The organism is Anaerotruncus sp. G3(2012), assembly GCF_000403395.2.
GTDB lineage: Bacteria > Bacillota > Clostridia > Oscillospirales > Ruminococcaceae > Anaerotruncus.
In genome coordinates, this window is the sequence record NZ_KE159661.1 from 18,125 (window position 1) to 33,925 (window position 15,801).

General features: G+C 57.1%; 13 protein-coding genes. 7 read left to right on the forward strand and 6 right to left on the reverse strand.

The window, feature by feature from the left end; genetic code table 11:
• Position 1: 1 nt before the first annotated feature.
• From C814_RS11225 to C814_RS11245, 5 genes are all read right to left on the reverse strand, one after another.
• Positions 2-874, reverse strand: coding sequence for a DUF6017 domain-containing protein (locus C814_RS11225; RefSeq protein ID WP_016317953.1), 873 nt, complete (start codon positions 872-874; stop codon positions 2-4).
• Between the two features lie 222 nt (positions 875-1,096).
• Positions 1,097-2,293: a 23S rRNA (uracil(1939)-C(5))-methyltransferase RlmD gene (gene rlmD / locus C814_RS11230; RefSeq protein ID WP_016317954.1), complete on the reverse strand. Its 1,197-nt coding sequence runs from the start codon at positions 2,291-2,293 to the stop codon at positions 1,097-1,099.
• 42 nt (positions 2,294-2,335) lie between these two features.
• Positions 2,336-2,704 (reverse strand): ACT domain-containing protein, encoded by a 369-nt coding sequence (locus C814_RS11235; protein ID WP_016317955.1) that lies wholly within the window; start codon positions 2,702-2,704, stop codon positions 2,336-2,338.
• Positions 2,705-2,728: 24 nt separating this feature from the next.
• Positions 2,729-3,928 carry a vWA domain-containing protein gene (locus tag C814_RS11240; RefSeq protein WP_016317956.1) on the reverse strand — a complete coding sequence of 400 codons (1,200 nt, stop codon included), beginning with the start codon at positions 3,926-3,928 and terminating at the stop codon, positions 2,729-2,731.
• 9 nt (positions 3,929-3,937) lie between these two features.
• On the reverse strand, positions 3,938-4,759 hold the full coding sequence (locus tag C814_RS11245; RefSeq protein ID WP_016317957.1) for an AAA family ATPase: 822 nt from the start codon (positions 4,757-4,759) through the stop codon (positions 3,938-3,940).
• 388 nt (positions 4,760-5,147) lie between these two features.
• Here C814_RS11245 and C814_RS11250 point away from each other — a divergent pair, with 388 nt between their 5' ends.
• Positions 5,148-7,232: a M26 family metallopeptidase gene (locus C814_RS11250; protein WP_016317958.1), complete on the forward strand. Its 2,085-nt coding sequence runs from the start codon at positions 5,148-5,150 to the stop codon at positions 7,230-7,232.
• Between the two features lie 45 nt (positions 7,233-7,277).
• Here C814_RS11250 and C814_RS11255 read toward each other — a convergent pair whose 3' ends face one another.
• Positions 7,278-7,868: a hypothetical protein gene (locus C814_RS11255; protein WP_016317959.1), complete on the reverse strand. Its 591-nt coding sequence runs from the start codon at positions 7,866-7,868 to the stop codon at positions 7,278-7,280.
• 225 nt (positions 7,869-8,093) lie between these two features.
• Between C814_RS11255 and C814_RS11260 the strand changes: the two genes are divergently transcribed.
• The 6 genes from C814_RS11260 (at position 8,094) to C814_RS11285 (ending at position 15,590) form a co-directional block, all read left to right on the forward strand.
• Positions 8,094-8,471, forward strand: coding sequence for a hypothetical protein (locus tag C814_RS11260; RefSeq protein WP_016317960.1), 378 nt, complete (start codon positions 8,094-8,096; stop codon positions 8,469-8,471).
• Between the two features lie 33 nt (positions 8,472-8,504).
• Positions 8,505-9,686, forward strand: a complete 1,182-nt coding sequence (locus tag C814_RS11265; RefSeq protein WP_016317961.1) for an iron-containing alcohol dehydrogenase — start codon at positions 8,505-8,507, stop codon at positions 9,684-9,686.
• Positions 9,687-10,249: 563 nt separating this feature from the next.
• A complete protein-coding gene (locus tag C814_RS11270) occupies positions 10,250-11,086 on the forward strand; it encodes a DegV family protein (protein ID WP_016317962.1) in 837 nt (278 codons plus the stop codon).
• A gap of 14 nt (positions 11,087-11,100) precedes the next feature.
• Positions 11,101-11,658, forward strand: coding sequence for a flavodoxin family protein (locus tag C814_RS11275; RefSeq protein ID WP_016317963.1), 558 nt, complete (start codon positions 11,101-11,103; stop codon positions 11,656-11,658).
• A 459-nt stretch (positions 11,659-12,117) separates the two neighbouring features.
• Entirely contained in the window at positions 12,118-13,854 is a 1,737-nt protein-coding gene (locus tag C814_RS11280; protein ID WP_016317964.1) for an ABC transporter ATP-binding protein, read from the forward strand.
• On the forward strand, positions 13,851-15,590 hold the full coding sequence (locus C814_RS11285) for an ABC transporter ATP-binding protein (protein ID WP_016317965.1): 1,740 nt from the start codon (positions 13,851-13,853) through the stop codon (positions 15,588-15,590). The genes C814_RS11280 and C814_RS11285 overlap by 4 nt, the downstream gene beginning before the upstream one ends.
• Positions 15,591-15,801 lie beyond the last annotated feature (211 nt).

Genomic DNA, 15,801 nt, shown 5'->3' on the forward strand with positions numbered 1-15,801 from the left:
GTCAGATTTTGCCCTCCGCCATATCATGGGCGACGAGGGCGGTGTAGTAGCTTCCCATGGTGCTGGGGGCGTTGAACAGCACCGCCAGCAGGTATTTCTTGATGTTGCGGATTTTCGTGGTGTTCTCCCGCATACAGTCCATGACGAACTCGATATGGCCGCTGTTTAGTTTCAGCAGCTTGGCCTTTACCAGCTCGGCGGGGTAGTCGTCCCCGGCGACACGGATTGTCTTGCGGGCCGTGCAGACGGTTTCCACCAGCAATTCCACGATGCCGTCCAATTCTTCCCGGTCGATCTTAGAGTGGCGCAGGAGGTGGTCGTACTCGATATTCTCCTTGATAAGCTCCCGGTAAATCTCAACGGCGCTCTGCGTGGCCGCTTCCGTTCTTTTCCTTTCCGGCGGCGAAGCCGCAACAGCGGGAGGGGGTGAAAGGGAGGGAATGGAATGGGTAATTGATGGGTCGGTAATAGATTGGTCTTTAGTTTCTCTATCTTTATTTAATTGCGTTGGATTTTCCGACGTCGGTTTTCCCGTTGTCGGGTTTTCCGACGACGGTTTATCCAACGACGGCGGCAAAGAAACAGACTGTTCGTGGATGATGTACTCGTTGCTGCTGAACTTGCCGCCCTCGTCCGTGGTCTGGTGACGCTCGATGTACCCGGCCCGCTCCAATTCGTTGACAGCGGAACGAATAGCGTCCTTGCTCTCCCGGTTGATATAGCACAGGCCGGACAGGGTGTAATCCCAATCCTCCGGGAGTGACAAAATCTGCGACAGCAGGCCCTTAGCTTTCAGGGACAGGGACTTGTCCCGCAAGTGGTAGTTGGACATGACCGTGTACCCCTTGTTTCTCTCCACGCGGAATACTGGCATGGTTCTCCGCTCCTTTCGGTGTCTGGACATGAAAAAACGCCGCAGACTTTTTCAAAATCTGCGGCGTTGGTTTGTCCTTGCACTATTTGGTTTTTGTGTTCCCACACTCCATATCAATGACGACCGAAACGGTGATGTAGTCCTCAATGCGCTTATTGCGGAGTTTATCACCCTCGGCGTCAAACACCACATGACGGGCAAAGTGCTGGAAACGCAGGATTTCTACGAGTTTCCTCTTTGTAGCAACACAATAGTCTCCACATGGTTGGTATGTGGGAACATATCAACCGGCTGAATCCGGCGTACCCGATAGCCCTGCCTGGTGAGGAATTCGAGATCACGCCGCTGGGTTTCGGGATTACAGGAGATATAGACCACTTTTTCAGGCGAAAGTGAGACAATCGAAGAAAGAAACGCTTCATCACTGCCGGCGCGGGGCGGGTCCATTAGCACCACGTCAGCCTTTTCCCCTGCCTGTGCCATTCCGGACATAAACGTCCCCGCATCCGCGTGAAAAAAGCGGGTATTGCGGATCTGGTTGCGTTTGGCGTTTGAAATCGCGTCCCGTACTGCATCCCGATTGGATTCGACCCCGATCACCTGCCCCGCCTTCCGGCTGGCGATCAACCCGATCGTACCGATCCCGCAATAGGCGTCGATCACCGTTTCCCGCCCGGTCAGACCGGCAAATGCGATTGCCTGTCCATAAAGCAGCTCGGTCTGCACCGGGTTGATCTGGTAAAACGATTTCGCTGAAATTCGGAAGATACAGCCACAAAGGGTATCTTCAATAAAACCCGGTCCGAAGAGCACCCGTTCGGATTCCCCCAACACCATGCTGGTGCGCATCGGGTTAATGTTCAGCAGGATGGTGGTTATCTCCGGATGCCGGCTGCGCAGCGTCTCGATGAACCGTTTTTTTGCCGGAAAGATAGGGTTAGCCGCCACAAACACCACCATCACCTGTCCGCTTGCGAATCCCCGCTTGACCAGCAGGTGGCGCAGCCACCCCGTACCGGTGTGCTCATTGTAGGGCTGCATCCGGAAGGGTTTCATCAGTTCCCGCACCGTGACGATGATCGCGTCCGCTGTCTCATCCTCGATCATGCAGTGGTCAACCGGGACGATCCGGTGGGTGCTCGACTGGTACACCCCAGAGATGATTTTTTTATCCCGGGTCTGCCCAAACGCTGCCTGTACCTTATTCCGATAATGGTACGGATGTTCCATCCCCAGAATCGGCTCGACCTTTCCAAATTTTCCGAGCAGGCGTTCGGTTTGGTTCTGCTTCCAGACAAGCTGCTGCGGATAGGAAAGATTTTGCAGCTGGCATCCGCCGCATTTGCGGTAGAGCGGGCAAGGGTCCGGATTGCGCTCCGGCCGTCGATTGGCGGGCCTGGTTACCTTATATTGTTCCATCCTCATGTTCCTTTCCCTGTTGCGATGGGCTTTATCGCTGTCTCACCGGACAATCTGGTAGCCAGTCTGTTCCAGCGTGGATAATGCGTTTTCATAGTCCTCCTGTCTGGTCAGGATGTAGTCGGTATTGTAGGTCGAAACCGCAAAAATCCCGATCTGATGTGCTGCCAGAACCGCAGAAATTCCCGCAAGGACGCCCACCAGCGAGAACTCCAGAACCCCTTCAATACGGAACATGCCCCAGCCATCCGCCCTTGCAAGCGTACGCGCAGGCACTTTTTCGGTCGGACAGACCAAAGAAAGCTCCTCATCTGTTTTCCCGACAAAACAGAAGGCATCTTGAAAGTCGACCTCCGAGAGGTCCGGAATCCGGCACACCGAAAATTCCCGCTCAATCCGTTTCAGTTTCATTGGTTCTCCCTTCTCCGCCGGCCATCAGCGGGAAACCATCAGCCGCTTGAATGCGGCTTCCAGCCCGGTCATCGTAAGGGTGTACATCGGAAACTCCCGGCTGATGATGTCGTAGCTTTTCCGCCAGTAGGAGCCGGGTGGATACCGCATCGGACGCGGAGTAATCCAGACCATCTTCTCGAACTTTTTCCGGAATCTGCGCAGCCAGTCGATCCCGCGCACACTGTCCGGGTTCCCATAGTCGTAATAGCTGGAACCGGTCAACTCATAAGGGTCCATCATCGCGTCTCCGAGGACAATCACCTTGTAGTCCTCTCCCAACGTCCGGAGCACCCATTCGGTATCCACATTCGCCCGATAGCTGCATGACGGAGTGGTGTAAAGCTTGGAGTAGATGCAGTTATGGAAGTAGTAGATTTTAAGGTCTTTGAAATGGCTTGAATCGGAGACCGCCTGAAACAGCGCGGCGCACAGCCTGCGATGCTGGTCCATCGAACCGCCCGAATCCATCAGCAGGAGCAGCTTGACTGTATTCCGGCGCGGCCGGCCGTAGACCAGCTTCAGCCTGCCCGCCTGTTCCCCGGTCGCCTGAATGGAAGCATCAAGATCGAGTTCCTCCTTTGGCGCATCCACCCGCGTGGAAAACTGCCGCAGGCGGCGCAGCGCAGTCTGGAACTGGCGCACCCCGATCACGGTATCCCGCCGGAAGTCCTCAAACTCCCGTTCGCCTGCTACCTCGAACGCCCTGCGGTGCCGGGACTGCCCGCCGACCCGGATGCCGGTGGGGCTGTTTCCCGCATTCCCAAACGGGGACATTCCGCCCGTCCCGACCCAATGGCTGCCGCCGTTATGCTGCTCATGCTGCTCCTGAAGCCGCTCGAGGAACATCCGCTGGATCTCCCGCAGGTCTTTGCGCAGGAGCTCCCGGGCGGTATCCGCGTCATAGTTGTTCTTCTGCTCAGCCGGATTGTTCAGCCAATCCAGAAGCTCCTGGGGAATCTGTCCGCCCGCTTTCTGTATCTCCTCAAAGTATTCGAGAAAAGCCCGGTTAAAGGCTGGGAAATCCGCCTCACTCTTGACAAGAATCCCCCGGCAGAGGTAGTAAAACCGGGTAAAGCTCCCGCCGCACAGCCCTTTGTCGAGCGCTTCGGTCAGGGTGAGCCACTCGTTCAATGAAACATCCAGCCCGCTTCCCCGAAGATGGTAAAAAAATCCTGTCAACATCCCGCTACCTCACAGACGAAGCGCAAGCTGGTCGAGGTCCTCGTTCTTTTTGAGCAGCACGCCTGCAAACGGCACCCGTTTGCGGATTTCGTTGGGGTCGATCCCTCCGATCACCAGCGCACGAATCCAGTCGATCAGTTCGGAGGTGCTCGGCTTCTTTTGCAGATCGGACAGGGTGCGGATCCAATAGAAGGTGTCCAACACCTCCTGAAGCAGATGCTCTTCCAGCCTGTCAAAGTGCACCCGCACGATCTCCTCCATCAACGCGGCGTCCGGGAACTGGATGTAATGGAAGATACACCGGCGCAGGAACGCGTCGGGCAGCTCTTTTTCCGCATTCGAGGTGATGATGACCACTGGGCGCTGTTTTGCCCGGACGGTCTCTTTGGTCTCGGGGATGTAAAATTCCATACGGTCGAGTTCCCAGAGCAGGTCATTCGGGAATTCCAGATCAGCTTTGTCGATCTCATCGATCAGCAGGATCACCTGCTCCTCGGATGCGAACGCCTCCCCGAGCTTGCCCAGCTTGACATATTTCGCAATGTCGTCGACCGCCTGCCCGCCGAACTGGCTGTCATAGAGCCGCTGCACCACGTCATAGACGTACAGCCCATCCTGCGCTTTGGTGGTCGACTTGATGTTCCAGATCACCAGACGTTTGCCCAGAGACGAAGCGATCGCCTGCGCGAGCATCGTTTTTCCGGTGCCCGGCTCCCCCTTGATTAAAAGCGGCTTTTCCAGCGCCATCGCGATGTTGACCGACTGCATCAGCTCGGGCGACGCAACATACTGTTCACTCCCTGAAAAAGACCGTTCCCGTTTTTCCGACATAGTTCATACCATCCTTTGCCCGTCAATGTGTTATAATCGAACTGTTTTTAAAGCATCAAACCACTTTTTTGAAATTTGAAATCTGCGGCCTTTGGACCACGATGCGCATTCACGCTTTCAAATATTAGTATATTCTTCATCCGGTTGTCAAGGGCTGAACGCTTGAACGGTTGAAAAAGAGACTGGCCCGATGTATACTGGTTTCAGGATAAAGTGTTCCGCCGCAGCGGCGTACATAGGCCAACCGGCGCAAAAAATGGAGTAAAACTTCAGATACTGAACAGGTTCTTACATAGCCGCCGCGTTTGCAAAGCATGCCTGCTGGCTTCTGCCTGTCGCTTAATAAAAATGCTCCGGCTATGAAAGTGCTCTAAAGGAGGTCTTTCTCTTGTACCGATTCTTCTGCTGCCTTCTGGTATGCATCCTCTTATCCGCCGGCTGCTCCCGGACCGCCGCTCCCGCTTCCCCGGATGCTTCCGATCCGCCCTCTCCAACGCAGGAAGCGCCCAGAGAGGTGGACAAGGAGACCGCGCAGAAACTGTTTGAATCCTACATCCTGCCATATGAGGCGGTCACCGGCGGGATGCCGTTTTCCCATCCAAGCGAACTTTCCAACGACCTCGTTGTCTGCCTGTCAATCCATCGTCTGGTTGCGGAGAATGGGGAACATGCCTACCGCGTTCAGAATGATTCGGGGGACGACTGGAGCATCTTCCCCCGCACGCAGGTCGAACAGACTGCTGCATCTCTGTTTGGATTCTCCCAGATCGGCGCGCTCGATCCGTACTCCGATTTTGCCTATTACAATACCTTTGACCCGGTCGAGGAAGAAACCGGCGGGGTGCATATCCCGGAAACCTCCTCGGCCCTGACCGGCTATGCCGGGGAAATCTACGGCAGCTCCATCGGCACACTGCCCGAGCTGCGTCCAACCTATGACCTGTTGGTCACCGGATGCGAGGTCCTCACGGACGGCGGCATCTCTGTCACTGCGGCGCGGAAAACCGGTGATTTTGACCTTCCCGAGCTGGTCTATACCTTTTCCCCCAGCCCGGAAGGGGACTGGCAGTACCGCTCGGCGGAAGCCAGGGTGGATGAATCGTTCACTGCCATCCGCACGCCGGAACAGCTTGTCCGCCTTTCCCGGATGGTCAACGCGGGCGACCGCAGCTACCTGGGGCAGACCTTCCGTCTGGAAGCCGACCTCGACATGTCCGGTATCGACATCGAGCCAATCGGCAGCTTCACCTTCCCCCTGCTCCCTGAATCCCGCCCGTTCGATGCAGTATTCGAAGGGAACGGGCATACGATCTCCAATCTGACCCTCTCCTGCCCGGGAACCAGCCCATTCAACGAAATGCCTCTGCCCACCGGCCTGTTCGGGAGCACCGGGCGCCGCTCTGTGATCCAAGACCTGCATCTGCAAAATGTGCACGTCTCCGGGGAAGGCTCGGTCGGCGGGCTGGCCGGCAGCTTCATGGGACGGTTGTACAACTGTTCGGTAGAAGGCAGTATCTCCGGTATATCCGATGTGGGCGGGCTGGTCGGCTCGACCGGGGACGACCGGTTCAGCCATGCCAATGAAGCCATCAACTGTCACACCGATGTGACGGTCGATGGCCGTGAGGGGATCGGCGGTCTCTTCGGGATGTGCTATTATACCTGGGTGGAGGGCTGTTCCGCAGAGGGGACCGTCCGGATGGGCACCGGCGAGCCGGGATACGTGCGCAATGCGGGCGGGCTGATCGGGCATCTGGGTGCCGGAGCCGTCTCCAACTGCTTCTCCTCCGCCCTGCTGCAAACGCTCGACCCAAATTCCCGCGCGGTCGGCGGGCTGGTGGGCCTGAATGAGCACGCAAGCATCCTGCAATGTTATGTGCAGGCGGAAAAGAGCGGCCAATTCCCGCCGGTCGCAGGCAGTACCACCGGTTTTTTTGACGCGACCGCGTTATCCGCCAGCGAGTATGACGCCAAACGCGCCGAACTGCTCCCGGAAGGCTACCGGAAACGCTCGGAGATCACCGGCGTGGCGTTCAACAACAAGCTCTACCTGACCGGCGCGGTCGGGTTCCCCGAGGGGGATACCCTTGCGGTGCTGATCCGCCATCCGGACGAGCGAACCCTTCGCCTCTGCCAGGACTACGAGCCTGTCCCGATTTCCTCCGGCGGGGAAACCGCCCTGCTGATGCCGGTCCATGACGGTACCATCCTCGCCCTTTCGGACTACCGGTTCGACGGGGGAGAATACCAGCCGAACGACGACCCGTTCCTCATCCGTGACTACACCGGCGCGGCTGCGCGAAACTGGTATGGCGGGGACAGTGCGCTCCTGCTCGAATACGACCCTCCGCGAAACGGCGCCCCCGGCCTGTTGATCACCGCGACACACGATGGCAAAACCGCCGCCTATTCTTATCACTATGACCCGGCTGCACAGAATACACAGATGCAGATCATCTATATCACCCCCTGAAAAAAAACGACCCCGGGGCCATGCGGCCCTGGGGTCAGCCTGTTCTTATGCGGTAAGCTGTTCCAGTTCGGCGCTGACCTGCGTTTCACAGGAGCGCATCGCCTGGATGGTTTGGTCCAGCAGTTTGTCCAGCTCCCAGCCGAGGAACTCCGCACCCTCGCGGATGACGTCCCGCGAACATCCGGCAGCAAATTTTTTATCCTTAAACTTTTTTTTAAGACTTGATACTTCCATATCACTGACGCTCTTCGACGGGCGCATACGTGCCGCAGCCCCGATCAGGCCGGTCAGCTCGTCCACCGCATAGAGCACCTTCTCCATCTCGTGCTCCGGCTTCACATCCGAACACCGGCTGTACCCATGGCTGCAAATCGCGTGAACCAGTTCCGGTTCCGCTCCGATTTCCGCGAGCAATTCGGGCGCTTTTTGGCAGTGCTGTTCCGGATACTGTTCAAAATCCACATCATGCAGAAGACCCGCAGTCCCCCAGAATGCCGCATCCGCGCCATAGCCAAGCTCCTGCGCATACCAGCGCATCACCCCTTCGACCGTCAGCCCATGCAGAAGGTGGAACGGCTCCCGATTATACATTTTCAGCAGATTGACCGCCTGCTCCCTGGTCACTTTCGTTTCCAATGATGATCCCTTCTTTCGATCAATTCGGGCGAAGCGCCGCCCGTCCTATCCACTATTCTACTACAATCCGCACAGAATTTCCAGCCCCCGTCCTTTACCAGCCCCCGTCCTTTACCAGCCTGCTTTGAAACGGCAGAACCTGTTTCCCGGGCAATATTCGTGCAGCCGCCTTGAAACAGGACGAACAGCATGGTACAATAGGATGGAAAGGGAGGCCGTTCCATTTTGGGAAAAGAAGAACAGCGTAGCCGTAAAACAACCAAATATCTTTCCGTTCCGACCATGCTGACGCTGTCCATACTGGTTCTTGTGGTTTCCCTCGTTCGGGGCTGTTATCATCTCCTCTCCAATGCCGAAGAAGAGGTGTTTACATCGCCCGGGGGAACCAACACGATTGTGGTCCGGTATGACCTTGTCTGCCGCCCCACCATCTATCAAAAAGGGGTTCTGTGGAACAAAGAAATCTGGAACTATCCCAACAGCGGTTTTATGGAGACGGTACATTTTAACGTGGAATGGCTGTCCGAAACGGAAATCCGGTTCACCTATGATGATGTCCGAGACAAATACGACGAGGAATATTTCATTCAGATACCAGAATGAAATGATCTTCAATATAGGAAAGGGGTCCCTCATATGCAAAGTTTTTGCTATTACTGCCCTACCAAGGTTCTCTTTGGAAAGGACAGTGAACAACAGGTTGCACAGCAGGTGCAGGAATTTGGCGGCAGCCGTGTCTTTGTGGTGTACGGAGGCGGCAGTGTCGTGCGCAGCGGGCTGCTCGGCCGGGTCCAGTCCGCGCTGGACGGGGCAAACCTCCCCTGCCGGATGCTGGGTGGGGTACAGCCAAACCCCCGGCTCGGGCTGGCGCGGCAGGGGGTACAGGAAGCTTTGTCCTTCGGCGCGGACTTCATCCTCGCGGTCGGCGGCGGCAGCGTGATCGACACCGCCAAAGCGATCGCACATGGCGTAGCGGAGCCGTCGGTCGATATCTGGGACTACTGGGAAGGCACCAGGACGGTGCAGAAGAGCCTGCCGGTCGGGGTGATCCTGACCATCTCGGCAGCCGGGAGCGAGATGAGCGACTCCTCGGTCCTGACCAACGAGGAAACCGGCGTCAAACGCGGGCTTAGCACCCCGTTTAACCGGCCCCGGTTCGCGGTCATGAATCCGGAGCTGACCTATACCCTCCCGGCCTATCAGGTGGCCTGCGGCATCGTAGACATCATGATGCATACACTCGACCGCTACTTCACACCCACGAAAGGCAACCAGCTGACCGATGCGTTTGCAGAAGCGCTGCTGCGGACCGTCATCGCCAACGGCAGGACTGCGATGCAGGACAGCCACGACTATGAAGCGATGAGCGAGCTGATGTGGTGCGGCAGCGTCTCCCATAACGGACTGACCGGTCTGGGCGCGGCAGTGGACTTTGTGCCGCACAAGCTCGGACACGAACTGAGCGGAAAATTTGATGTGGCTCACGGCGCCAGCCTCGCGGTGATGTGGGGCGCATGGGCCGCTTACAGCTGGCGGGAGCATCCCGAACGGTTTGTCCAGTTTGCCCGGGAGGTTTGGGGCATCCAGTCCGGCTCCGAGCAGGAGCGCGCAGAGGCGGCTATCCGGGAGACGGTGCAGTATTTCCAGTCTTTGGGGATGCCCACCGACTTCACCAGCCTCGGCATCGGCGTACAGTCGGATGAGGTCCTTTGGGGGATGGCGGACAAGGCCACCCGCGGAGATGCCATGCGTCTTGGCAGCTTCAAACCGGTCAACAAGGAGGCCGCTTTCGCCATCTACCAGCTTGCAAACCAATAATCCGGACGATACATCCGAGCACCCCCGCTTCCAAAACCGGAAACGGGGGTGCTTGTTTTGCCAGCATATACAGGATGTTTCCAGCCGTTTGAAAAGGCTTGGGAACAGGTTCTAAGAGCCTGTTCCGCATCTAACGTTTTACTCATTACTCAATTTTTATGGTGAAAACCTCCGCTTCTCTTGCTGCTGTTATCGAAATCTGCTGCGTCGCCCTGCCCCCAAGCTTCTGACAGCACTCTCCTGAAGCCCGATTCTGTACAAATTACCAGATTTTCATTGACTTATCAGAATAAAATGCGATATGATATATGCAAAGTGTTTCGAAGCAATGCTCCTGGGACACGTCGTCAGCCCTCTTAAAAACAGGCGCCTGTTTTTAAGGGGCGGGCAAAAATCTGCCGGCACACCGAGCGTGCCCGATAACCATGTACCCTGAAGCGGGACTGCTGCCATAAGCAGCCTTCTGAGGCGGAGCCGCCGCAGGCTTGAAAAGAACCAGAACCGTTCTTTCCAGGTGCTTCCATGCTATCAAACGACAAAACGCGATGAAAGGATCTGACCTCATGCAGGATTTTAAACTGGTTTCCGACAGCTGCTGCGATCTGACCCCTGAGTTGGCCTCCTTCTTCAACGGGGAAATGGTTCCCTTTTCGATGCTCCTGGAAAACATCAATTATACCGATGATGATTCGCTTGACATCGGCCACTGGCTGGCTGCGATGAAAGCAAGCAAGTCGGTGCCAAAATCAGCCTGCCCTCCGCCGGAGGCGTTCGCCCAGAAGATGCGCAAGTCCAGTATCGTCTTTGGGTCAATGATTACCTCCAAGCTCAGCGGCGCCTACAACAGCGCCTGTATGGCGCGGGACATCGTAAAAAAGGAATCCCCGGGCAAGCAAATCCATATCTTTGATTCCAAGTCCGCTTCAGCCGGGCAGCTTGCGGTTGCCTGCAAACTGCGGGACTGCATTCAGGCTGGGATGGATTTCGACACTACCGTCCGCAAGGTGACCCATTTTATCGAGCATATGCATACCTTTTTCATCCTTGAGAACCTCGACACGCTGATCAAAAACGGGCGGATGGGACGGATTGTCGGGTATGTTGCCTCAGCAATGTCCCTGCGCCCGATCATGACCGCTGTTGACGGGGAGATCCGGCTGTTTGAAAAGGCCCGCGGCTCGGTACGGGCGTTTACCCGGCTGGTCGACATCATCGGTGAATGCTGCACCGATTTCTCCGACCGTACACTGGTCATCACACACTGCAACAATGACCGTCAGGCACATTTTATCCGGGCGGAGGCGCAGAAGCGGTTTTCCTTCAAGGAAATTATCATCTCCCGCACGGGAGGGCTGAGCACGATGTATGCCAATGACGGCGGCGTCATCATCGCATTCTAAGGAGGGCGGCAAGGATGGGAAAACGGATTCTTGTTCTGACCGGCAGCCCCCGCAAAGGCGGCAACTGCGATCTGCTGGCAGAAGAATTCATCAAAGAGGCTGAACGGGCGGGGCACCGGATCGACCGGTTCTGCGCAGCAGGAAGCGGGGTTTCACCCTGCCTGGCGTGTGACCGCTGCTGGACCAGAAATGGGCTTCCCTGCGTGCAGGAAGACGGGATGCAGCCGCTCTATCCGCTGCTGAACCAGGCGGACGCGGTCGTATTTGCAACCCCGCTGTATTTCTACGGGATGTCTGCGCAGATCCGCACAGTGATCGACCGGTTCTATCCGCTTTGTAAAGACGATAAAAAACCGGCGTTCGAGGGCAAGCAGTCTGCCATGATCCTCTGCGGGGCAGAGGAGGACGACGACGCATTTGAGGGTGCGGTCGGCAGCTATGAGCGGATGATCGACTACCTCAACTGGGAGGACTGCGGTATCCTGGTCGCAACCGGGCTATGGGAAAAAGGTGCGGCGGCCAATGCCCCCGAGTGGCTGGAGTCCGCGCGCGACCTCGCCAGAAATTTCTGAAAGCCTGTTTTTTCCGAAGGTTGTTTGCCGGCTCTTTTCACTGCCGCCGCAACGGGCGTTTTGGAGCAAAACCATTGAGGGTGGCTCTTTGCGTGTTGGTTGGTGTACATAGCCCGACCGACACGGTGCGGCAGACCCCAGGCCGGAGTGAAAGAGCGCGGAGTCCCTGTAACCTTTGAAAAAGTTGGAGAATCTTTTTCTAACAAGAGATCAGCAGCTCTGTTGATTTTGAACCTGTATTTATAATCAGGGGATGCCGGATGGGCGAGGGGTTTTGCTGCTCTGCAAGGCGAAAAAACGCAGGCAATACTTTGTGTATTGCAAGATTTTTCAACGCAGCAGGCCGGCAAAAGACCCGCTCAGACGGTATCGAATGGTTGTGAATATGGGTTCTTTGGGCGGGCAGCCGGAGTTGTCCGCCCTGTGTTATCCATTTCTCAGCACCGGAGGGTATTTTCTATGTTTCAACTGACACGTTATCTGAAAGGCTTCAAGCGGGAGTTGATTATCGGACCTACCTTTAAACTAACCGAAGCGATTTTCGAGCTGATCGTCCCGCTGGTTGTTGCCAAGATCATCAATGTGGGGATTGCGTCCCGGAACATCGGCTATGTGTTGGGGCATGGGGCGATCGTCGTACTGCTCGGGCTGACCGGCCTGGGCTGCGCGCTCGTCTGCCAGTATCTGGCATCCCGCGCATCACAGGGATTTGGGACGGTGGTGCGCAACGAACTGTTTGCGCATATCAACTCCTTTTCTCACGCGGAGATCGACCGGTTTGGCGCGCCCTCGCTCATCACCCGGCTCACCAACGACATCAACCAGCTTCAGGTCGCGGTTGCCATGCTGATCCGGCTGGTGGTTCGTGCGCCGTTTCTGGTTGTCGGTTCGGCCATTATGGCGCTCTGCATCGACTTTCGGACCGGCCTGATCTTCCTGATTGCTGCACCGCTCGTCGCCCTGACCCTCTATCTGGTGACCAGCCGGTCGGTGCCGTTCTATAAAACGATCCAGCGCTATCTCGACCGGATTTCCCTCATCACCCGTGAAAATCTGGCGGGCGTGCGGGTGATCCGCGCGTTTTCCAAACAGCAGACCGAACAGGAGCGGTTCGCCCATGCAAGCGACGATCTGAAAAATGCTTCGATCCGGGTGGGACGGATTTCCGCCCTGCTATCCCCGCTCACCTTCACGATCATCAACCTTTCGATCGTGGCGATCGTCTGGTTCGGCGGCGGGCAGGTCGATGCGGGTGTACTCACCCGAGGCGAGGTCTATGCGCTCATCAACTATATGACCCAGAACCTGCTCGCCCTGATCGTGGTTTCCAATCTGGTAGTGATCTTCACCAAGGCAGCGGCATCTGGTGCGCGGGTGCAGGAGGTGTTCGACACCCTGCCCAGTGTCACCGATGAAGGGAACAGCGAGGTGATCCCGGTAAAAGGCGCTCCCCGGCTGGAATTCCGGGATGTTTCGTTCGCCTACAACGGCTCGGACGAACGCTCCCTCTCCCACCTGACCCTCTCGGTCGCACCAGGCGAGACGATCGGTGTGATCGGCGGTACCGGTGCGGGCAAGTCCACGCTGGTCAACCTGATCCCCCGGTTCTACGACGTGACCGAAGGCGAGCTTCTGCTGGACGGAGTCAACCTGCGGGACTATCCATTCGCACAGCTGCGGGGGCAGATTGGGATTGTCCCCCAGCAGGCGCTGCTCTTCTCGGGCACCCTCCGCCGCAACCTGCAATGGAGGGACGAAGATGCGACCGACGAGGAAATTTTCCATGCGCTCGGAATCGCACAGGCAAAGGAATTTGTGGGGCGCCTGCCCGACGGCCTGGACACTAGGATTCTGCAGGGCGGAAAAAACCTCTCCGGCGGGCAGAAACAGCGCCTGACCATTGCGCGGGCACTGGTCGGTAACCCGCGGGTGCTGATCCTGGATGACAGCGCCTCCGCCCTCGATTTCGCGACCGATGCGGCACTGCGCCGGGCAATCCGTCAGGAAACTGTGGGAACCACCGTTTTCCTCGTCTCCCAGCGGGTGAATACGGTCAAGGGTGCGGACCGGATCGTGGTGCTCGACGATGGGAAGGTCGCCGGGATCGGCTCCCACGAGCAGCTCTTCAAGAACTGCCCCGAATATCACGAAATCTGCCTCTCCCAGCTTTCCCATGAGGAGGTGAACCGCAGATGAACAAAGCTGTTTTCAACCGTCTGATGCGGTTTATCCATCCGTATAGGCGCTATCTCCTTGTATCACTGGCCTTTGCAACCGGGAATGTTGCGCTCACCCTCTACGCGCCGATCCTCGTCGGGCGGGCGATCGACCTGATTATCGGTCCCGGCAGCGTGGATTTTCCCGGCATCGCGCGGATTGTTGCGGTCCTGTTGGGTACCATTCTGCTCGCCGCCGTCTTTCAGTGGCTGATGACCCTCTGCACCAATATCGTCACCTACCGTACGGTTGCACAACTGCGCACCGAAGCTTTCGACAAGCTGCAAACCGTACCGCTCCGATACATCGACGGTACCCCTCACGGCGATATCATCGCCCGCGTCATCACCGACATTGACCAGATTTCGGACGGACTGTTACAGGGCTTTTCCCAGTTTTTCACTGGTATCATCACCATTCTGGGGACCCTGGGGTTCATGCTTTCACTCAATGTCACGATTACCCTTGTCGTGGTGGTGATTACCCCGCTTTCCCTCTTTGTCGCCTCGTTCATCGCCAAGCATTCGTTTGAAAAATTTCGGGAGCAGAGCGCTACACGCGGCGAAATGACCGGATTCGTCGAAGAGATGATCGGCGGGCAGAGGGTGGTCAAGGCGTTCGGCTACGAGGAACGCGCGCAGGAGCAGTTTGAGCAGATCAACCAGTGGCTTTATGACTGCGGCTGGCTGGCACAGTTCTATTCCGCCCTCGCCAACCCCTGTACCCGGTTTGTCAACGGGGTGGTGTATGCGGCGGTCTGCATCTCCGGTTCGCTGGCGGCCATCAATGGACGCCTGACCGTCGGCAACCTCACCAGTTTTCTCACCTATGCCAACCAGTATACCAAACCGTTTAACGAGATCTCCGGGGTGGTCACCGAACTGCAAACCGCTTTTGCATCGGCGCAGCGGGTGTTCGACCTGCTTGATACCGAGCCGGAAACGCCCGACCCCGCCAACGCGGAAGAACCATCCGAATGCCGCGGGAATGTGGACCTTCAGGATGTTTCGTTCTCCTATAACCCATCGGTACGCCTGATCGAGCACCTGAACCTTTCGGCCAAGACTGGCCAGAGGATCGCGATTGTAGGCCCGACCGGATGCGGCAAAACGACCATCATCAACCTGTTGATGCGGTTCTATGATGTGGATGCTGGGTCGATCTCGGTGGACGGCAGAGACATCCGTTCGCTCACCCGGGACAGCCTGCGCGGGATGTATGGGATGGTTTTGCAGGAGACCTGGCTGTTTTCAGGAACAGTGCGGGACAACATCGCCTACGGGAACCCCGATGCGACCGACGAGGAGGTCGTACAGGCGGCAAAAGCGGCACATGCGCACAGCTTTATCAAGCGGCTGCCGAATGGGTATGATACGATTGTATCGGAGGATGGCGGGAATATCTCACAGGGGCAGAAACAGCTCCTGTGCATTGCCCGGATCATGCTGACCCATCCGCCCATGCTGATCCTCGACGAAGCGACCAGCAGCATCGACACCCGGACTGAGGCGCGCATCCAGAAGGCGTTCACCGCCATGATGCAGGGCCGCACCAGCTTCATCGTCGCACATCGGCTTTCGACCATCCGGGAAGCAGACTGCATCCTCGTGATGAAGGATGGGCATATCATCGAGCAGGGACGTCATGAGCAGCTTCTGGAACAGGGCGGCTTCTATGCGGACCTGTATAATTCCCAGTTTGCACAGACCAGTTGACACGCCTGAGAACCTGTTCGGTATTTCTTTATGCAAGGGGGCTTTTTCACTTGCAAAAAGCCCCCTCTTGCCGCTTCGCGGCAATTCACCCGAAAAATGCGCTTCACAGGAAAAAGCGTTCCGCGCTCATCTCGCGCTAAGAGCCCGCCTTCGGCGGGTTGCGCTCGAAACGCTTCGCTGCGGCTCGCAGTGCGGAGCGCGTCGGGGGCTC